The organism is Streptomyces varsoviensis, assembly GCF_000718635.1.
In the GTDB taxonomy this organism is placed as follows: Bacteria; Actinomycetota; Actinomycetes; order Streptomycetales; family Streptomycetaceae; genus Streptomyces; species Streptomyces varsoviensis.
The window spans coordinates 12,332-31,531 of sequence record NZ_JOBF01000025.1 but is presented as its reverse complement, the minus strand read 5'-3'; the positions used below and the strand labels follow the sequence as shown (position 1 = coordinate 31,531).

17 protein-coding genes are annotated in these 19,200 nt (G+C 72.2%); 7 read left to right on the top strand and 10 right to left on the bottom strand.

The genetic code is table 11. The features are described from left to right. Window positions 1-173 precede the first annotated feature (173 nt). Complete coding sequence (locus IF55_RS29170) at window positions 174-1,436, top strand: nucleotide sugar dehydrogenase (protein WP_030887545.1); 1,263 nt, start codon at window positions 174-176, stop codon at window positions 1,434-1,436. Between the two features lie 74 nt (window positions 1,437-1,510). Here IF55_RS29170 and IF55_RS29165 read toward each other — a convergent pair whose 3' ends face one another. Further along, window positions 1,511-2,662, bottom strand: a complete 1,152-nt coding sequence (locus IF55_RS29165; RefSeq protein WP_030887542.1) for a rod shape-determining protein — start codon at window positions 2,660-2,662, stop codon at window positions 1,511-1,513. Between the two features lie 88 nt (window positions 2,663-2,750). Between IF55_RS29165 and IF55_RS29160 the strand changes: the two genes are divergently transcribed. Next, a complete protein-coding gene (locus IF55_RS29160) occupies window positions 2,751-3,242 on the top strand; it encodes a hypothetical protein (RefSeq protein WP_048832681.1) in 492 nt (163 codons plus the stop codon). Window positions 3,243-3,512: 270 nt separating this feature from the next. Then, entirely contained in the window at window positions 3,513-4,148 is a 636-nt protein-coding gene (locus tag IF55_RS29155; protein ID WP_030887537.1) for a hypothetical protein, read from the top strand. A 194-nt stretch (window positions 4,149-4,342) separates the two neighbouring features. On the opposite strand, the gene IF55_RS29150 is transcribed toward IF55_RS29155, so the two are convergent. From IF55_RS29150 to IF55_RS29135, 4 genes are all read right to left on the bottom strand, one after another. Then, complete coding sequence (locus IF55_RS29150; RefSeq protein WP_030887534.1) at window positions 4,343-5,470, bottom strand: GuaB3 family IMP dehydrogenase-related protein; 1,128 nt, start codon at window positions 5,468-5,470, stop codon at window positions 4,343-4,345. 230 nt (window positions 5,471-5,700) lie between these two features. Continuing rightward, a complete protein-coding gene (guaB, locus tag IF55_RS29145; protein ID WP_030887532.1) occupies window positions 5,701-7,203 on the bottom strand; it encodes an IMP dehydrogenase in 1,503 nt (500 codons plus the stop codon). Window positions 7,204-7,413: 210 nt separating this feature from the next. Beyond that, window positions 7,414-7,989, bottom strand: a complete 576-nt coding sequence (locus tag IF55_RS29140; RefSeq protein WP_030887529.1) for a sigma-70 family RNA polymerase sigma factor — start codon at window positions 7,987-7,989, stop codon at window positions 7,414-7,416. Between the two features lie 369 nt (window positions 7,990-8,358). Further along, on the bottom strand, window positions 8,359-8,970 hold the full coding sequence (locus IF55_RS29135; protein WP_003948568.1) for a response regulator transcription factor: 612 nt from the start codon (window positions 8,968-8,970) through the stop codon (window positions 8,359-8,361). Window positions 8,971-9,368: 398 nt separating this feature from the next. On the opposite strand from IF55_RS29135, the gene IF55_RS29130 reads away from it, so the two are divergent. Further along, window positions 9,369-9,683 carry a WhiB family transcriptional regulator gene (locus IF55_RS29130; RefSeq protein ID WP_030887527.1) on the top strand — a complete coding sequence of 105 codons (315 nt, stop codon included), beginning with the start codon at window positions 9,369-9,371 and terminating at the stop codon, window positions 9,681-9,683. Between the two features lie 271 nt (window positions 9,684-9,954). Here IF55_RS29130 and IF55_RS29125 read toward each other — a convergent pair whose 3' ends face one another. Beyond that, window positions 9,955-10,866, bottom strand: a complete 912-nt coding sequence (locus IF55_RS29125) for a LysR family transcriptional regulator (protein WP_030887525.1) — start codon at window positions 10,864-10,866, stop codon at window positions 9,955-9,957. A gap of 80 nt (window positions 10,867-10,946) precedes the next feature. Here IF55_RS29125 and IF55_RS29120 point away from each other — a divergent pair, with 80 nt between their 5' ends. Then, a complete protein-coding gene (locus IF55_RS29120; RefSeq protein WP_048832680.1) occupies window positions 10,947-11,666 on the top strand; it encodes an MOSC domain-containing protein in 720 nt (239 codons plus the stop codon). Beyond that, window positions 11,663-12,436 carry an SDR family NAD(P)-dependent oxidoreductase gene (locus IF55_RS29115; RefSeq protein WP_030887518.1) on the top strand — a complete coding sequence of 258 codons (774 nt, stop codon included), beginning with the start codon at window positions 11,663-11,665 and terminating at the stop codon, window positions 12,434-12,436. Before IF55_RS29120 ends, IF55_RS29115 begins: the two co-directional genes overlap by 4 nt. A 194-nt stretch (window positions 12,437-12,630) precedes the next feature. Here the strand turns inward: IF55_RS29115 and groL are convergent, their stop codons facing one another. Further along, window positions 12,631-14,253 (bottom strand): chaperonin GroEL, encoded by a 1,623-nt coding sequence (gene groL, locus IF55_RS29110; protein WP_030887515.1) that lies wholly within the window; start codon window positions 14,251-14,253, stop codon window positions 12,631-12,633. Between the two features lie 136 nt (window positions 14,254-14,389). After that, on the bottom strand, window positions 14,390-14,698 hold the full coding sequence (groES, locus tag IF55_RS29105; protein WP_030887514.1) for a co-chaperone GroES: 309 nt from the start codon (window positions 14,696-14,698) through the stop codon (window positions 14,390-14,392). A 1,307-nt stretch (window positions 14,699-16,005) separates the two neighbouring features. Here groES and IF55_RS29100 point away from each other — a divergent pair. After that, window positions 16,006-17,166: a class I SAM-dependent methyltransferase gene (locus IF55_RS29100; protein WP_030887511.1), complete on the top strand. Its 1,161-nt coding sequence runs from the start codon at window positions 16,006-16,008 to the stop codon at window positions 17,164-17,166. A 13-nt stretch (window positions 17,167-17,179) separates the two neighbouring features. On the opposite strand, the gene IF55_RS29095 is transcribed toward IF55_RS29100, so the two are convergent. Continuing rightward, the gene (locus tag IF55_RS29095; RefSeq protein WP_030887508.1) at window positions 17,180-17,557 is read right to left on the bottom strand and encodes a hypothetical protein; all 378 of its coding nucleotides are present in this window, start codon (window positions 17,555-17,557) and stop codon (window positions 17,180-17,182) included. A gap of 87 nt (window positions 17,558-17,644) precedes the next feature. Then, entirely contained in the window at window positions 17,645-19,162 is a 1,518-nt protein-coding gene (locus IF55_RS29090; protein WP_048832677.1) for an MFS transporter, read from the bottom strand. Window positions 19,163-19,200 lie beyond the last annotated feature (38 nt).

Below are 19,200 nucleotides of genomic sequence, written 5' to 3'. Positions count from 1 at the left end.
GCCCGCGCTCCCCCGTCCGACGATTCTGTCCGCGTCGGGGGCGCGCGACCAGGCTTCACCCGGCTTGGCAACACCGGGTCAATGCCACCGTCCAATACTGAATATGAGTCATATTTCCGCTTAGTCTGAATTCACGCCATCCGGAATCGCCTCGGGAAGGACGGCACGACGCCATGCCCGCAGATCTCGCCGTCATCGGCCTCGGCCATCTCGGCCTCCCCCTCGCCCAGGCCGCTACCGCCGCCGGAGTGAACACCGTCGGCTACGACCCCGACCCGCGCGTCATCGCGGACCTCCAAGCCGGCCGGCCGCCCGTGGACGGCTCGCTCACCGCCTCGGAGATCCGCCGGATGCTCTCCGGAGGCTTCCGCACCACCGCCGAGGACGCCGAGCTGGGCCGCGTCCACACGGCCGTGATCTGCGCGCCCACGCCCCTGGGCGAGGACCGGTCGCTGGACCTGCGCGCCGTCGGCGACGCCGCGCACACCCTGGCCGCCCGGCTGCGCCCGCACACCACTGTTCTCCTGGAGTCCACCGCCTACCCGGGGACCACGGAGGAATTCCTGCGCCCCATCCTGGAGCAGGGCTCCGGGCTGCGCGCCGGGCGCGACTTCCACCTCGCCTACTCGCCCAGCCGCCTCGACCCCGGCAACCGCGCGTACGGCTACGGCGACACGCCCAAGGTCATCGGCGGCCTCACCCCCGCCTGCACCGAAGCCGCCGCCGCCTTCTACGGCCGCCTCTGCGACAAGGTCGTACGGGCCCGGGGCCCCCGCGAGGCCGAGACCGTCAAGGTCCTGGAGTCCAACTACCGGCACGTCAACATCGCGCTCGCCAACGAGATGGCCGTCTTCTGCAACGACATCGGCGTCGACCTGTGGGACGTCGTACGGTGCGCGGAGACCAAGCCCTTCGGCTTCCAGGCGTTCCGCCCCGGCCCCGGCGTCGGCGGCCACGGCGTCCCCATCGACCCCAACTACCTCTCCTACCAGGGCCGCAGCCTCGGCCACCCGCTGCGCATGGTCGAACTGGCGCAGGAGGTCAACGGGCGGATGCCGCGCTACATCATCCAGCGCTGCGCCACCCTCCTCAACGAGCACGGCAAGTCCGCGCGCGGCGCGCGGGTGCTGCTGCTCGGCGTCAGCTACAAGGCCGACATCGCCGACCAGGAGGGCTCACCCGCGCGGGAGATCGCCTCCCGGCTCATGGAGCTGGGGGCGCAGGTCAGCTACCACGATCCGCACGTGCCGCAGTGGAGCGTGCTGGGGCGGCCCGTACCGCGCGCGGACTTCCTGTACGAGGCGGCGGCCGACGCCGACCTCACCGTGCTGCTCCAGCAGCACCGCACGTACGACCTCCAAGGGCTGGCCGTGAAGGCGCAGCTCCTGCTGGACACCCGCGGAGCGAGCCCCGCGGGCGCGGCGCACCGCCTCTGACCCCCGACCCGGCCCGCACCGAACCCCGGCCCGCCTCAGAAGCCCGCCACCCCCGGCACCCGTTACGGCCCCCTTCAGCGACCGGCCGCCAGCAGCCGCTGCGGTTGCGCGTCCAGGACCGTCTTGAGCGACGCGAAGTCCTCGACACACCGGCCGGTGCCCACCGCCACGCAGTCCAGCGGCTCGTCGGCCACCAGCACGGGGATGTCCAGCTCCTTGCTGAGCCGCACGTCCAGACCGCGCAGCAGCGCCCCGCCGCCGGTCAGCACGATGCCGCGGTCCATGATGTCGCCGGCCAGCTCCGGCGGGGTCTCGTCGAGCGTCTGACGGACCGCCGCGACGATGGTGTCCACGGGCTCGACCAGCGCGTGCCGCACCTCGTCCGCCGTCAGCTCCAGGGTCTTGGGCAGGCCGCTGACCTGGTCGCGGCCGCGGATGGTGCAGCGGTCCGGGGGCAGCAGGCCCTGGGTGTCCTCGGGGTCGCCGTTGTCGTCGGAGAGGCCGTCGTTCTTCTCCAACTGCTCGGCGAGGGCGCTGAGCCCCGCCGCAGTCCAGTAGCCGGTGGCCGTGGCGGAGCCGATGCTCATCTTGAGGGTCTCCGCGGTCCGCTCGCCGATGGCGAGGGAGTACTCCTTCTTCACGTACGAGATGATCGCGGCGTCCATCGCGTCGCCCGCGGTCCGTACCGAACGGGCCGTCACGATGCCGCCCAGCGAGATCACCGCGACCTCGGTGGTGCCGCCGCCGATGTCGACGACCATGCAGCCGGTCGGCTCGCTCACCGGCAGCCCCGCGCCGATCGCCGCGGCCATCGGCTCCTCGACGAGATGCACCTGGCGGGCCCCGGCGCGGCCGGCCGCCTCGATGACCGCGCGCCGCTCCACGCCCGTGATGCCCGACGGCACGCAGACCACGACCCGCGGGCGCGCCAGCCGGCGGTTGCCCGTGACCCGCTTGATGAAGTGCCGGAGCATCCGCTCGGCTATCTCGAAGTCGGCTATGACGCCGTCGCGCAGGGGGCGGACGGCCACGATGTTCGAGGGCGTGCGACCGATGGTCTCTCTCGCCTCGAAGCCGACCGAGAGCACCCCGCCGTCGGCGGTGTTCACCGCGACCACCGATGGCTCGTTGAGCACCACGCCCTTCCCCCGCACGTACACCAGCGTGTTCGCGGTGCCGAGGTCGATGCCCATGTCCCGTCCGTTGAACGACTTGCTTTGCGCCATAAGTTGCCATTATTCCCTATGCCCGAATGTTTATTTGGCGCACACATCGGACGCCTGCTGACATTGGCCGCTGCTAGCGTGCGAAGTCATGAGCGTGCCCGCACCACGAACCGAGACCGCTCCGCCGCCGCCCGCCCGCCCCGCGGCCGAGGGACGGCCCGCGCGGGGCCTCGTCGCGGGCGCCGCCACCGCGCTCCTCGTCGCCGTCGTCTTCGGCTGGGCCCAGGGGCTGGCCGGCCCGGACGGCCATGAACTCGGCTACTGGGCGCTCGCGATCGGACTGCTCGTCGGCGCGGCCCTCGGCAAGGCCGGCGGCCGGGCCCCGGCGCTCGCGCCGCTCGGCACCCTGCTGGCCCTGCTCGGCGTCCTCCTCGCCCAACTCCTCGCCGCCGCCACGCACATGAACGAGGCGACGAGCGATGCCATGGGCCACCCGCCGGGCGTCCTGGCCACCCTGGTGCACCACTTCGGCGCCGTCGTGGACTACTGGCGCCACGAGATGCTCGGCAGGAACGACATCGCCTTCTACGCCGTGGCGGGGGCGGAGGGATACCTGGTCGCCAAGCGCGTGGCCGAATAGCCGGCTGACCAAATAGCCGAATAGCCGCCTAGCTGATTGGCCGAGTAGCCGCGTGACCGAATAGCCGAGCAGGCATGCGGGCGTTCGATCGCTCCATCGCGTAACCGAGTAGCGAAAACGTCCCGGACGTCCCAACCGTGTCACGGCGCGGGAAACGCCTTGTTGTTCCGTCAGTCCTAACTGTTAGCTTATGGGCCGACTTTCATACTGCGCTCTCGCCACTTCCGGCAAAGGAGCGCGGTTCCGCACCTTCACCACGGGGGACCCTACGTGAGCCAGCCCTGGCAGCAGCCGCAGCATCCGCACGAACCGCAGCAGCCGAACCCGTACGGGCAGCAGCCCCAGCAGCCGGCCGGATACGGCTACCCGCAGCACCCGCAACAGCAGCCCGGCGCCTACCCGCCCCCGCCCCCCGGCGGCTACGAGCAGCAGCCCTACCCGCCCCACCAGGGCATGTACGGCGCTCCGGGCGGCTTCCCGCCCCCGCCGCCGGCCGTCCGCAGGGGCACCCCAGGGCTCGCGGTGGCCGCCGGCGTCGTCGCCATGCTCATCGGCTCCGCGATCTACGGCGCGATACTCAACGCCACCGACGGCGCCCAGATCGGCTACCTCGCGGCCGCCACCGGCGCGCTCATCGGCGCCGCCCTCGGCAAGCTCGGCGGCCGCAACGCCGCCCTGCCCGTCGTCGGCGCGGCGCTCGGCCTGGTCGGCGTCTACCTCGGCCAGGTCTTCGGCATCGCGCTGGGCATCAGCGACGCCGCGCACGTCTCGCTCACCGAGGTGGTCTTCGACCACTTCGACATCCTCAACCGGGCGTGGAAGGAATACCTGGAGTTCATCGACGTGGCCTTCTACCTGCTCGGCGCGGCCGGCGCGTACAGCACGGCCAAGAAGCTCGCGGGCTGACCCCGCCGAACACCCGCCGAACGCGCGCGCCCACACCCACCGGCCCGTACGAGCGCGACGCCGCCGGGTACACGCCCCACGCGCCCGTACGGAGCCGTGCCCGGGCACGCCGCCCGCGCCCGTACGAAACTCCGAGGGCCCGGACCCCCGCGCGCGGCGGGTGATCCGGGCCCTCGGCCGCGGCCGGCGCGGCGTCAGCGGTTGTCGTGCTGGGACGGGGCCACCGTCACCTCGACGCGCTGGAACTCCTTGAGCTCCGAGTAACCGGTCGTGGCCATCGCCCGGCGCAGCGCGCCGAAGAAGTTCATCGAGCCGTCCGGGGTGTGCGACGGGCCGAGCAGCACCTCCTCGGTGGTGCCGACCGCACCCAGGTCCATCCGCTTGCCGCGCGGCACGTCCTCGTGGACGGCCTCCATGCCCCAGTGGTGGCCGCGGCCCGGCGCGTCCGTGGCACGGGCCAGCGGGGACCCCATCATCACGGCATCGGCGCCGCAGGCGATGGCCTTGGGCAGGTCGCCGGACCAGCCCACGCCGCCGTCTGCGATCACGTGCACGTACCGGCCGCCGGACTCGTCCATGTAGTCGCGGCGGGCGGCGGCCACATCGGCGACCGCGGTGGCCATCGGCACCTGGATGCCCAGGACGTTGCGGGTGGTGTGCGCGGCGCCGCCGCCGAAGCCGACGAGCACACCCGCCGCGCCCGTACGCATCAGGTGCAGGGCCGCGGTGTAGGTCGCGCAGCCGCCGACGATGACGGGCACGTCCAGCTCGTAGATGAACTGCTTGAGGTTGAGCGGCTCGGCCGCGCCGGAGACGTGCTCGGCGGAGACCGTGGTGCCGCGGATCACGAAGATGTCCACGCCCGCGTCGACCACGGCCTTGGAGAACTGCGCGGTGCGCTGCGGCGAGAGCGCGGCGGCGGTCACCACGCCGGAGTCGCGCACCTCCTTGATGCGCTGCCCGATCAGCTCTTCCTTGATCGGGGCGGCGTAGATCTCCTGGAGCCGCTTGGTGGCGGCGCCCTCGTCCAGCTCGGCGATCTCGGCGAGCAGCGGCTCCGGGTCCTCGTAGCGGGTCCACAGACCCTCCAGGTTGAGGACGCCCAGGCCGCCCAGCTCGCCGATGCGGATCGCGGTCCGCGGCGAGACCACCGAGTCCATCGGGGCCGCGAGGAAGGGCAGCTCGAACCGGTAGGCATCGATCTGCCAGGCGATCGAGACCTCCTTCGGGTCACGGGTGCGCCGACTGGGGACGACGGCGATGTCGTCGAATGCGTACGCCCGGCGGCCGCGCTTGCCGCGCCCGATCTCGATCTCAGTCACGTGTGTGGCCTCTCAAATTCTTCGGCGCTCCGTCTGCCACATCCAGTATCCCCGACATGGCCGAGCCCGCGGCCGGTAGTCCGGTCCGCGGGCTCTGACCAGCGCTTTCGCCGACTGCCAGGGGCAAGGCCCACCGCCCGTCAGCGGCAAGGCCCACCGATCGACGGCACGGCCGCCGCGCATCAGCGGTAAGGCCCGCCGAGTGCGGCGGCGGCGAGGTCCGCCGGGGGTCAGCGGCGGGAGTAGTTCGGCGCTTCGGTGGTCAACTGGATGTCGTGCGGGTGGCTCTCCTTGAGCCCCGCCGACGTGATGCGCACGAAGCGGCCCTTGTCCTTGAGCTCCTGGACGTCGGCGGAGCCGACATAGCCCATGGAGGCCCGCAGACCGCCGGTGAGCTGGTGTGCGACCGAGGCGAGCGGACCGCGGTAGGGCACCTGGCCCTCGATGCCCTCGGGCACCAGCTTGTCCTCGGAGAGCACGTTGTCCTGGAAGTAGCGGTCCTTGGAGAAGGAGCGGGCCTGGCCGCGGGTCTGCATCGCGCCCAGCGAGCCCATGCCCCGGTAGGACTTGAACTGCTTGCCGTTGACGAAGACCATCTCGCCCGGCGACTCCTCGCAGCCCGCCAGCAGCGAGCCGAGCATCACGGTGTCCGCGCCGGCCGCGATGGCCTTGGCGATGTCGCCGGAGAACTGGAGGCCGCCGTCGCCGATCAGCGGCACGTCCGCCGCGTGGCACGCCTGGGCGGCCTCGTAGATCGCCGTGACCTGCGGCACGCCGATGCCCGCGACGACCCGGGTGGTGCAGATGGAGCCGGGGCCCACGCCGACCTTCACGCCGTCCACGCCCGCGTCGATGAGCGCCTGCGCGCCGTCGCGGGTGGCGACGTTGCCGCCGATGACGTCGACGGCGATCTGGGACTTGACCTTGGCGATCATGTCGAGGATGCCGCGGCTGTGGCCGTGCGCGCTGTCGACGACCAGGAAGTCGGCACCGGCCTCGACCAGCGCCTGCGCCCGGTCGAACGCCTCGTCGCCGACGCCCACCGCGGCACCGACGACGAGCCGGCCCTCGGCGTCCTTGGCGGCGTGTGGGTACTTCTCGGCCTTGACGAAGTCCTTGACGGTGATCAGGCCCTTGAGGACGCCCGCGTCGTCGACCAGCGGCAACTTCTCGATCTTGTGGCGGCGGAGCAGTTCGATGGCGTCCTCGCCGGAGATCCCGACCTTGCCGGTGACCAGCGGCATCGGCGTCATGACCTCGCGCACCTGGCGGCCGCGGTCCAGCTCGAAGGCCATGTCGCGGTTGGTGACGATGCCCAGCAGCTTGCCCGCGGGGTCGGTGACCGGCACGCCGCTGATGCGGAACTTCGCGCACAGCGCGTCGGCGTCGGCCAGCGTCGCGTCCGGGTGCACCGTGATCGGGTCGGTGACCATGCCCGACTCGGAGCGCTTGACGAGGTCGACCTGGTTGACCTGGTCCTCGATGGAGAGGTTGCGGTGCAGCACGCCGGCGCCGCCCTGGCGGGCCATGGCGATGGCCATCCGCGCCTCGGTGACCTTGTCCATCGCGGCGGACAGCAGCGGGATGTTGACCCGTACGTTGCGCGAGACCCGGGACGAGGTGTCGACCGCGTTCGGCAGCACCTCGGAGGCGCCCGGCAGCAGCAGCACGTCGTCGTACGTCAGCCCGAGCATCGCGAATTTCGCAGGCATTCCGTCGACGTTGTCAGTCATGACACCTTCCCAATGGTCTTGCCTCGGCGCGGACGTCCATGCTAACGGGAGCCGCAGGTGTCTCATTCCACGACGGATGAGGGACGCATCACTCGTACGTTCATACGGTCACGCCCGTACGCCCCGGAGCCCTCGCGCGTACGGAACACCCGCGCCCGTACGCGCCCCCGCACGGAACTCGACGCGCGTACGGAACGCGGAAGGCCCGCCCTACTGCTCGGCCAGCGCGCGGAGTCTGCTCATCGCGCGGTGCTGCGCGACCCGGACCGCCCCCGGCGACATTCCCAGCATCTGACCGGTCTCCTCGGCCGTCATGCCGATGGCCACGCGCAGGAGCACGAGTTCGCGCTGGTGCTCCGGCAGATTGGCGAGGAGTTTCTTGGCCCACTCGGCGTCGCTGCTGAGCAGCGCCCGCTCCTCCGGGCCGAGCGAGTCGTCCGGCTGCTCCGGCATCTCGTCGGAGGGCACGGCCGTGCTGCCGGGGCGGCGCATGGCGGCGCGCTGAAGGTCGGCCACCTTGTGGGCGGCGATGGCGACGACGAACGCCTCGAAGGGCCGGCCGGTGTCGCGGTAGCGCGGCAGCGCGCACAGCACGGCCAGGCAGACCTCCTGTGCCAGGTCGTCCACGAAGTGCCGGGCGTCGCCGGGCAGACGGGAGAGCCGGGTGCGGCAGTACCGCAGGGCAAGGGGGTGCACCAGCGCGAGCAGATCGTGGGTGGCCCGCCGGTCCCCCGCGGCGGCGCGTGTGACGAGGGCACCGATCGCCGTGTTCTCGTCGTCGCGCATCGGTCCATGGTGCCTTGACGCCCAGCGATCCATGGCACCGCCTTCGTAGTTGTGCATCGAACCGTTACGCGTCGATGTCCTCGCACTCACGTCTCGCGCCTCCCCATCCGGGTATATCCGCCCCCGCGCCAACGACTCCACCGATGGCCTGCTCCGGTACCGTGCGGCACCGGTCCGAGCCCGTCCGTCATGAGGTCACTGTCGGCCGAGTGAGGAACCTCGGCCTCCGCCGGGGAGGAGTCACACACCCAAGGATGCGGCATCCCTCGGGGTTTCGGCGTCGGGCGCCGACGCGGCGAGGTCGCGGCGCGCACCACCCGGACGAGTGGTGCGCGCCGCGACCTCACACCGCGGCGCGCCGCATCGGTCTCAGCGGACCAGGCCCCAGCGGAATCCGAGCGCCACGGCGTGCGCCCGGTCGGAGGCGCCGAGCTTCTTGAAGAGCCGGCGGGCGTGCGTCTTGACCGTGTCCTCGGAGAGGAAGAGCTCACGGCCGATCTCCGCGTTGGAACGGCCGTGACTCATGCCCTCCAGCACCTGGATCTCGCGCGCGGTCAGGGTCGGCGCGGCGCCCATCTCGGCCGACCGCAGTCTGCGCGGGGCGAGCCGCCAGGTCGGGTCGGCGAGGGCCTGCGTGACGGTCGCGCGCAGCTCGGCGCGCGAGGCGTCCTTGTGCAGATAGCCGCGCGCCCCGGCGGCGACGGCCAGCGCCACCCCGTCGAGGTCCTCGGCCACCGTGAGCATGATGATGCGGGCTCCGGGGTCCGCCGAGAGCAGCCGTCGCACGGTTTCGACGCCCCCGAGACCGGGCATCCGCACGTCCATCAGAATCAGGTCCGAACGGTCGGCGCCCCAGCGGCGGAGGACTTCCTCGCCGTTGGCCGCCGTCGTCACACGCTCGACGCCGGGCACGGTCGCCACCGCACGGCGGAGCGCCTCTCGGGCAAGCGGGGAGTCGTCACAGACGAGGACGGATGTCATGGCTGTCCTCCGCGGCTCTCACAGCTGCTGCGCGTCACCTTGAGCCTCCAGGCTGGTACTGATCGTCACCTGCGCGATCGACGCCATCGGACATCTGCCCGAGTCCTTAATCCGTCAACCGCCTCGCACTCTCAACGACGGTCACCCGAAAGAGTTACGGGCTCGGGCGGCCACCTTCAGCAGTCCACGCGAGGGGGCCGAGGCGGGACGGGACACGCCCGGCCCGACCACCCTCGCCTTTACCCTATGCCCCATTTGCCCATCTTCTTGGATTTTTCTTCCATTTTGGAGGTGTCTATGGCTAGATTCGCAATGAGTCATATTTACATCTGCTTACACGGCGGATGTACGGTCATGGGCAGTGCGTCCGGATCAGAACGCTTCCAAGGGGATAAGCAATGGCAGATTTCTCCCGCCTTCCCGGTCCCAACGCCGACCTGTGGGACTGGCAGCTCCTGGCCGCGTGCCGGGGGGTCGACAGCTCCCTCTTCTTCCACCCGGAGGGTGAACGGGGCGCCGCCCGCAGCGCGCGCGAGACCTCCGCGAAAGAGGTGTGCATGCGCTGCCCGGTGCGCTCGGAGTGCGCGGCGCACGCGCTCGCCGTACGGGAGCCGTACGGCGTGTGGGGCGGCCTCACCGAGGACGAGCGCGAGGAACTCATGGGCCGGGCGCGGCACCGGGTGATCGCGGCCTCCGGCGCGCCCCGCTCCTGACGACGCGACCGACCACTGAAGAAACGTTCATCCGCCATCCGGCCGAGCCGGCCCGGCAGACGGATCAGCGCCGACAGCCGGACCAGCGCCCGCCAGACGGATCAAGCGCACAGCAGACGGATCGCGGCCCGGCATGCGGACCAGCCCGCAGCAGGCGGCCGGCCCAGCCAGGCAGATCAGCGCGCAGCAGGCCCGGCGGCGCCCAGCAGGCGGACCAGCTCCCGGCACTCGGATCAGCCCGCGGCAGGCGGACCGGCGCCCGGCAGGCGGATCAGCGCGCGGCGGCCGTCGCCAAGCGGTCCAGCATGGCCGCGACCGCGGGTACGCGGTCCAGGTCGGGCAGGGTGAGCGCCACGATCTCCCGTTCCACGGCGGGCTCCACCCGCACCGTGCGGGCCCCCTTGGGGCGCAGCGTCTCCAGGGCCAGCTCGGGCATCACCGCCACCCCCATACCGGCTCCGACCAGGCCGAAGACCGCCGGATAATCGTCCGTGGCGAAGTCGATCCGCGGCGTGAAGCCGGCGCTCTCGCACACCCGCTCCAGATGGCTGCGGCAGCGCGGACAGCCGGCGATCCAGGATTCCCCCGCCAGATCGCCCACCGCGATCCGCTCCGCGTCCGCGAGCCGGTGCCCCTCCGGGACGACGCCGACGAGCCGGTCCGTCAGCAGGTGGCGTACGACCAGGTCGTCCCACTCCGCGTCGGCGGCCGGGTCCGCGCCGCGCACGTCCGGGTAGCGGAAGGCCAGCGCGATCTCGCAGTCGCCGGCGCGCAGCATCTCCACCGAGCGCGGCGGCTCGGCCTCGACCAGGGAGATGCGGGTACCGGGGTGCGCGGCGCGCAGGTCGGCCAGCGCGGTGGGCACCAGCGTCGAGCTGCCGCTGGGGAAGGAGACCAGCCGCACCCGCCCGGCGCGCAGCCCGGCGATGGCCGCGACCTCCTCCTCCGCTGCGGCGAGCCCGGACAGGATGCCGGTCGCGTGCCGCACCAGCGCCGCGCCGGCCTCGGTGAGCCGGGTCTCGCGCCCCGTACGGACGAGCAGGGGCGTGCCGGCCGACTGTTCCAGGGCCTTCATCTGCTGGCTGACGGCGGGCTGGGTGCAGCCCAGGTCGCGGGCGGCGGCGGAGAGCGAGCCGGTGACGGCGACAGCGCGCAGCACCCGGAGATGTCGAGCCTCGATCATGCCCTGAGCATAAGGGCGACTTGGGGTTGGCCGAAAATATTCACCCACCCCTTTGGGGTACTTCGTCTACCCTGCTGGTCATGCACCTGCTCACCGTGAACACCGGCCGGCCAAAGATCGTCGAATACACCGACTGGGATGCCGGGACAGGCATCGACAAGCGCCCCGCCGAGGGCCCCGTGGCGGTGGCCGCGCCCGGCCCCAAGGGCACCGCGGGCAGCGGCGTCGCGGGGGACGCCGTCTGCGACCTGCGCCACCACGGCGGCGACGACCAGGCCGTCTACGCCTACGCGCGCGAGGATCTCGACTTCTGGGAACGGGAGTTGGGGCGCGAGATCGCGCCCGGCACCTTCGGCGAGAACCTCACCACCGTCGGGATCGACGTCAGCGGCGCGCTCGTCGGGGAGCGCTGGCGCGTCGGCCCGGATCTGCTCCTGGAGGTGACCTCGCCGCGCATCCCGTGCCGTACGTTCGCGGGCTGGCTGCGGGAGAAGGGGTGGGTGCGCCGGTTCACGCAGGCCACGCTGCCCGGTGCGTACCTGCGGGTGCTCGAAGCCGGCGAGATCCGCGCCGGCGACCCCGTCGAGCTGGTGCACCGGCCCGACCACGAGGTGAGCGTCGCGTTCCTCTTCCGCGCGCTGACAACGGAGCGCGAACTGCTGCCGCGCGTCCTCGCCGCCGGCGACGCGCTCCACCAGGAAGCCATGCGAAAGGCCGTCAACTACGCCGCCCCCGAGGCCGGGAACGACGGGCGAGGAACGAGCGGCGAGGGCGCGCCGGACACTAACGTTCCCGTATGACGACTGCACTGATCACGGGCGCGACGTCCGGCATCGGCGCCGCCTTCGCCCGGCGGCTGGCCTCCGACGGGCACAACGTGGTGCTGGTGGCACGCGACCCCGAGCGCCTTCGCGACCAGGCGACCGAACTCCACGACCGGCACGGCGTGGAGGCCGAGGTGCTCCGCGCCGACCTCTCGACGGACAAGGGGATCGCCGCGGTCGAGGAGCGCGTCGCGGACCGTACGCACCCGGTGGACCTGCTGGTGAACAACGCCGGATTCGGCAACAAGGGCAACTACCTCGACGTGCCGATGGCCGAGGAGCTGACGATGCTCAAGGTGCACTGCGAGGCGGTGCTGCGGCTGACGAGCGCGGCGGCGGCCTCGATGCGCGAGCGGGGGCGCGGCGGGGTGGTCAACGTCGCGTCGGTGGCGGCGTTCGTGCCGCGCGGCACGTACGGGGCGAGCAAGGCGTGGATCGTCCAGTTCACCCAGGGCGCCGCCCGGGACCTGGCCGGGAACGGGGTGCGGCTGATGGCGCTCTGCCCCGGTTTCGTACGGACCGAGTTCCACGGGCGGGCGGGCATGGGCACCGGCAACATCCCGTCCTGGATGTGGCTGGACGCCGACAAGCTGGTCGACGCGGCCCTGCGGGACCTGGCCCGCGGCAAGTCGCTGTCCATCCCGGACCCGCGGTACAAGACGCTGATGGGCATCGCGAAGCTCACCCCGCGCGGCGCGCTCTCGCGGGTGACGTCGTCCACGGGCCGCAAGTACGGGCCACAGTAGGCCGCGGGCGGGTACGGACCGAAAACCCGGCATCGCGGGCGTACGGGCGTACGGGCGTACGGGCCGAAACCTCCATCCCAAAACCTGGCACCGCAGGCGTACCGACACGAGAAGACCCGGCTCCCCCGAAGGGGCGCCGGGTCTCCGTGCGCTATGGCCGTGTGGACGGCCCGCGTACTGGCTACGCGTACCGACTAGTGGGCGTGGCCGTGGCCCTGACCGGCCTCCGGCTCCTCCTCGGCGGGCTTCTCGACGACCAGGGTCTCGGTCGTGAGCAGCAGCGACGCGATGGACGCGGCGTTCTCCAGCGCGGAGCGGGTGACCTTGACCGGGTCGATGACGCCGGCCTTCACCAGGTCGCCGTACTCGCCGGTCGCGGCGTTGAAGCCCTGGCCCTTGTCGAGCTCGGCGACCTTGGAGGTGATGACGTAGCCCTCCAGGCCGGCGTTCTCGGCGATCCAGCGCAGCGGCTCGACGACGGCGCGGCGGACGACGGCGACACCGGTGGCCTCGTCGCCCTCCTTGTCGAGGGAGTTGCCCAGGACCTTCGCGGCGTGCACGAGCGAGGAACCGCCACCGGAGACGATGCCCTCCTCGACCGCGGCGCGGGTCGCGGAGATGGCGTCCTCCAGACGGTGCTTCTTCTCCTTGAGCTCGACCTCGGTGGCCGCGCCCACGCGGATGACGCAGACGCCGCCGGCGAGCTTGGCGAGGCGCTCCTGGAGCTTCTCGCGGTCCCAGTCCGAGTCCGTGGACTCGATCTCGGCCTTGATCTGGTTGACGCGGCCGGCCACGTCGTCGGTGTTGCCGCCGCCGTCGACGATGGTGGTGTCGTCCTTGGTGACGGTCACGCGGCGGGCGGTGCCCAGCACGTCCAGACCGGCCTGGTCGAGCTTGAGGCCGACCTCCTCGGCGATGACGGTCGCACCGGTGAGGGTGGCGATGTCGCCGAGCATGGCCTTGCGGCGGTCGCCGAAGCCGGGGGCCTTGACGGCCACGGCGTTGAACGTGCCGCGGATCTTGTTGACCACGAGGGTGGAGAGCGCCTCGCCCTCGACGTCCTCGGCGATGATCAGCAGCGGCTTGGAGGCGCCGGCCTGGATGACCTTCTCCAGCAGCGGCAGCAGGTCCTGGATCGAAGCGATCTTGCCCTGGTGCACCAGGATGTACGGGTCGTCGAGGACGGCCTCCATACGCTCCTGGTCGGTGACCATGTACGGCGACAGGTAACCCTTGTCGAAGGCCATGCCCTCGGTGAAGTCGAGCTCCAGGCCGAAGGTGTTGGACTCCTCGACGGTGATGACACCGTCCTTGCCGACCTTGTCCATCGCCTCGGCGATGAGCTCGCCGACCTGCTTGTCCTGGGCGGACAGGCCGGCGACGGCGGCGATGTCGGCCTTGTCGTCGATCGGGCGGGCGGTCGCGAGAAGCTCCTCGGACACGGCCTTGACCGCGGCGTCGATGCCCTTCTTCAGGGCGGCGGGGGAGGCGCCGGCGGCGACGTTGCGCAGGCCCTCGCGGACCAGCGCCTGGGCCAGCACGGTGGCGGTGGTGGTGCCGTCGCCCGCGATGTCGTTGGTCTTGGTCGCCACCTCCTTGACGAGCTGGGCGCCCAGGTTCTCGTACGGGTCGTCGATCTCGACCTCGCGCGCGATGGTGACGCCGTCGTTGGTGATGGTGGGGGCGCCGAACTTCTTGTCGATGACGACGTTGCGGCCCTTGGGGCCGATGGTCACCTTGACGGTGTCGGCAAGCTTGTTGACGCCGCGCTCAAGGGCGCGACGGGCGTCCTCGTCGAACTTCAGGATCTTCGCCATGAGTTGCTTCAAGTCCTCTCGTTGCGATCCCCGGCCACGCGGCGGTGACCGCTATCGCTCAAACGAACTGCGCCCCGGGCGCCCGGCATTTCAGACGCGGGGAGCCAGGGGCGCAGAACAGGCAAACTTCGGTGAATTACTTCTCGATGATCGCGAGCACGTCGCGAGCCGAGAGGACGAGGTACTCCTCGCCGTTGTACTTCACTTCGGTGCCGCCGTACTTGCTGTAGAGCACGACGTCGCCGACGGAGACGTCGAGCGGAAGACGGTTGCCGTCTTCGAAGCGGCCCGGGCCCACGGCCAGGACAGCGCCCTCCTGGGGCTTCTCCTTAGCAGTGTCCGGAATGACCAGGCCGGAGGCCGTGGTCTGCTCGGCGTCGAGCGGCTGGACCACGATGCGGTCCTCAAGCGGCTTGATGGCAACCTTGGAGCTGGCGGTCGTCACGATCCGACCTCCCCCTTCGGAGATCTCACGGGGTTAACTGTCTGAGGTGGCGACCAGGTGAGATCCGTCGTCGCGGGTGCCGGATCTGCCCGTCGCTGTGTTTGGCACTCCCCGGTGGAGAGTGCCAGGTGCGAGACTATGACGCGGTTAGCACTCGGTCAAGCGGAGTGCCAATGCGGCGCAATTCTGCGCAACGCAACGGGGGCGCCCCCGACCCCGACCCCGGGGCTCTGCCCCGGACCCCGGCCCTCAAACGCCGGGCGGGCTTGCTCGGACGCACCGGCCCACGTACCGGCTGGAGCAGACGCGGGCCCGCCCGCAGACCGGCGAGTCGGGGCCCGTCCCGAAGCCAGCCCTCAAACGCCGGGCAGGCTTGATCGGCTGCGGCGGCCACGCACCGACCGGACCAGAGACGCCGGGCCCGCAGGCCGGGCGAGTCGGCGCACCGAGCCCGGCCCTCAAACGCCGGGCGGGCTTGCTCGGGCGCACCCGCCTACGCACTGGCCAGACCAGGCATGCGGGGCCGCCCGCAGACCAGTCGTGCCGGGCCACCGCCCCGACCCGGCCCCGCCCTCAAACGCCGGGCGGACCTGGCCGGGAGCACCGGCCTACGTACCGGCCGGACCACGCACACGGGGCCGTCCGCAGACCAGTCGTGCCGGGGCCCGGCCCGCAGACCTGTCGGGCACACCGGTCCACGCACCGGCCGGACCAGAGACGCGGGCGAGTCGGCGCACCGCCCTCGAACGCCGGGCGGGCTCGAACCACGCACACCGGCCCCGGGGCGGGCAGGCCTCGCCCGAATGCGCGAGCCCGCGCGCCGCAGGCCTGGCAGGCCGGGAGAGCCAGGGCACTGGCCCCGCGCCAGAAGTTTGGAGTACGGGCGCGTGCGCACCGACGTGCGCACCGAGGGGCCTGGAACGCCATGGTTTGCGCGGGCCAGGGGCACCCCGCCACGCGGGGCCGAAGCGGCCAGCCCGTCGAGCGTGGGTGACCTGCCCGTCGAAGTCGGAGCGAGCGGATCACGCGGGCCTGGCCGTCGAGTGTCCGACGTGGCGACCCATCACGGGCGGGCGATCGGCCCCACGGAGCCGGTCCGTCGAGGCGGGGCCAGCAGGGCCCGGGGAACCAGGCCGTCCCTCCGGGACGCGGGCCGGCAGGGCCCGGGCGGCCACACCACCCCTCTGGGACGCGGGCCGGCAGGCCCCCGGCGGGGGCGTCAGGGCGCATGCTCGGGTGGCGGGGAGAATGGGTGGGTGGTCGTTGCTAGAGGTGATGGTGGGTCGGCTGGTGCCGGGGGTGGTGCCTTGGGGGCGTTGCTCGGGGAGGAGGGGCAGCGGTTGCTGGCGGGGCTGCGTGATTACGAGCCGGGGCAGGAGCTGGCCACGGCGACGCGGCTGCGGCGGGAGCATCCCGCCGAGTTGGTCTCGGCGGCGCTGGGGATGGCGCGGCTGCGGCAGCGGGCGGTGGCGAAGTTCGGGGCGGAGGACGCGTACCGGATGTACTTCACGCCCGGCGGCGTGGAGCAGGCGACGCGCGCGAGCGTGGCCGCGCACCGGGCGCGGCGCTTCGCGGAACTGGGGGTGCGGAGCGTCGCGGATCTGTGCTGCGGGATCGGGGGCGATGCCATCGCGCTCGCGCGAGCGGGGATCTCGGTGCTGGCCGTCGACCGGTCCGAGGAGACCTGCGAGGTCGTACGGGCCAACGCCGCCGCCCTCGGCCTCGGCGGCCTCATCGAGGTGCGCCGCGCGGACGTCGCGGACGTCGACACATCGGGCTACGACGCCGTGTTCGTGGACCCGGCCCGGCGCGGCGGGCGCGGCCGGATCTTCGACCCGGAGGCGTACTCGCCGCCGCTGTCCTGGGCCGTCGAGGCGGCCCGTACGGCCCGGCACGCCGCGCTGAAGATCGCGCCGGGCATCCCGCACGAGATCATCCCCGCCGAGGCCGAGGCCGAGTGGATCTCGGACGGCGGGGACGTGAAGGAGGCCGTGCTCTGGTTCGGCACGGGAGCGCCGGGCGCGCGCTCGGCGACGCTGCTCCCCGGCCCGTACACGCTGCTCGGCGCGGGCCTGCCCGACCCGGAGCCGGGCCCGGTCGGCCGGTATCTGTACGAGCCGGACGGCGCGGTCATCCGCGCCCACCTCGTCGCGGACGTCGCGCGCCAGGTGGGCGGCCGGCTGATCGATCCGACCATCGCCTATGTGACGGCGGACAAGATGCGGACCACCCCGTACGCCGCCGCCTACGCGATCACGGACGTACTGCCCTTCAACCTCAAGAAGCTGAAGGCGATCGTCCGCGAGCGCGCCATCGGGGTCGTGGTCATCAAGAAGCGGGGTTCGGCGGTGGAGCCGGAGGAACTGCGCAGAAAGCTCAAGCCGTCCGGGCCGAACTCCTGCGTGATCTTCCTGACGCGAGTGGCGGGCGCCCCCTCCATGCTGCTGGGGCAGCCCGCCGCCGGCTGAACGGCCGGCCGGACTACGCCAGGTCCGTCAGGTCCTGCGCGTACAGCGTCGTCAGCGGCTGCGGTCCCACGTACTGCTGGCAGTTGCACACGCCCGGTTCGTACTGCACCGGCTTCTTCTCCGCGTCCCAGGCGACGGGCACCTCGACCGACTCATGGCACTTGCCCTGCTTGTCGTGTTTCGCGAGGTGGTGCCCGCAGCCGCAGACCGGCTCCGGCTGCTTGTTCGCCGCCTCGACGGCCTGCCGCTCCGCCTGGCGCTGGCGCCGCTCGGACTCCAGCAGCTCCAGCTTTCGCTCGTGGCGGGTGCGGAAGGCCGTACGGGCGGTGTCGGCGAGCTTGGTGAAACCGCCCAGGGCGAAGAAGATGAACACCCACCAGAACCAGTGCATCTGCGAGACCGCCCTCCCCGTCCACGCGGCCCATCACGGAACTCCGCGTGAGCCCTGACTTCGCTTCGTCCGAAGTCAAGAATACGCTCAGCGCGGCGCGCCCTCCCGCTTACCGTCGCGCCCGGCACCGGCCCCGGAGGCCGCAGCCGCCTCGCCGGTACGCGCCTCCCCCGCCCCCGTACGGGCCGGGAGCAGCAGCGCTGTCAGCGCGGCCGCCGCCAGCAGCACGGCCCCCACGCCGAACGCGGCCGCGTACCCGCTGACCTGCGCCTCGGCCGAGGTACCGGCCGAGCCTCCAGCCGCACCCGAGGTGCCCGCGGCACCGGCGGCGACGGTGACGAGGACGGCCAGCCCCACCGACCCGCCGATCTGCCGGGAACTGTTGAGCAGCCCGGAGGCCATGCCCGCCTCGGCCGGCGCGACCCCCTCGGTCGCGGCCGTGCCCAGCGGCACGAAGCACATCCCGACCCCGAAGCTGGCCACCAGGAACGGCCCGACGATCGAGTCGGCGAAACCGGCGTCGACGCCGGCCGCGCCGGCCAGCCAGGCGAACCCGGCCGCGCCCAGCGCCCCGCCGGCCACCAGCGTCCAGCGCATCGACAACCGGGCGGTCAGGCGCGGCGCGACGAGCGAGCCGGCCACCAGGCCGACGCAGAAGGGCAGGAACGCGGCGCCGGTCGCGGTGGCCGAGAACCCGAGCACCTGCTGCATGTAGAGCGAGGAGAAGTAGAAGGCGCCGAACTGTCCGGACGCCAGCAGCAGATTGAAGACATTGGCCGCCAGCACCGGCCGGTGGGCCAGCAGCCCCATCCGCAGCAGCGGCCGGTCCACCCGCAGTTCCACGACGGCGAACGCGGCCAGCAGCACCGCCGCGGCCGCGAGCGTACCGATCGTCATCGCCGAGCCCCAGCCGTACGTCTCGGTCCGTACGACCCCCAGGACCAGCACCATCATCCCCGCCGTGATCAGCAGCGCGCCGCCCGCGTCGAGCCGCGGCGCCGGGCCGGTCCGCCGGTCGGCGGGGACCGAGCGGCGGGCCGCCGCGTAGGCGAACACCACGATCGGCACATTGACCAGGAGTACGGTCCGCCACCCCGCGGCCTCCGTGAGCACCCCGCCCGCCAGCACGCCGATCGCGCCGCCCGCCGCCCCGGCCATCCCCCACAGCCCGAGCGCGCGCGACCGCGCCGGCCCGGCCGGGAAGGTGACGGTGATCAGGGCGAGGGCGACGGGCGCGAGCGCCGCGGCCGCGACGCCCTGCGCCGCGCGGGCGGCGATCAGCCCGCCCGGCGACCACACCAGTCCGCCGCCGAGGCTGGCGACGCCGAAGAGGACGAGGGCGGCCGTCAGGGTGCGCCGCCGGCCGGCGATGTCGGTGAGCCGGCCGCCGAGCATCAGCAGGCCGCCGAAGGCGAGGGCGTAGGCGTTCACGACCCATTGGAGGCCCTCGGCGGTGAAGCCGAGGTCCGCTTTCATGTCGGGCAGCGCGACGTTCACCACCGCCATGTCGAGCGCCACCGTGAACTGCACCGTGAGCGCCACCACCAGTAGCCAGCGCGTCTGCCGGTCCCCGTCGTCCACGCCCGTCCCCTTCCGTCGCGTCATGCCGCGTTCCGTCGTGTCTGAGGGGATCGCGCTCCGCG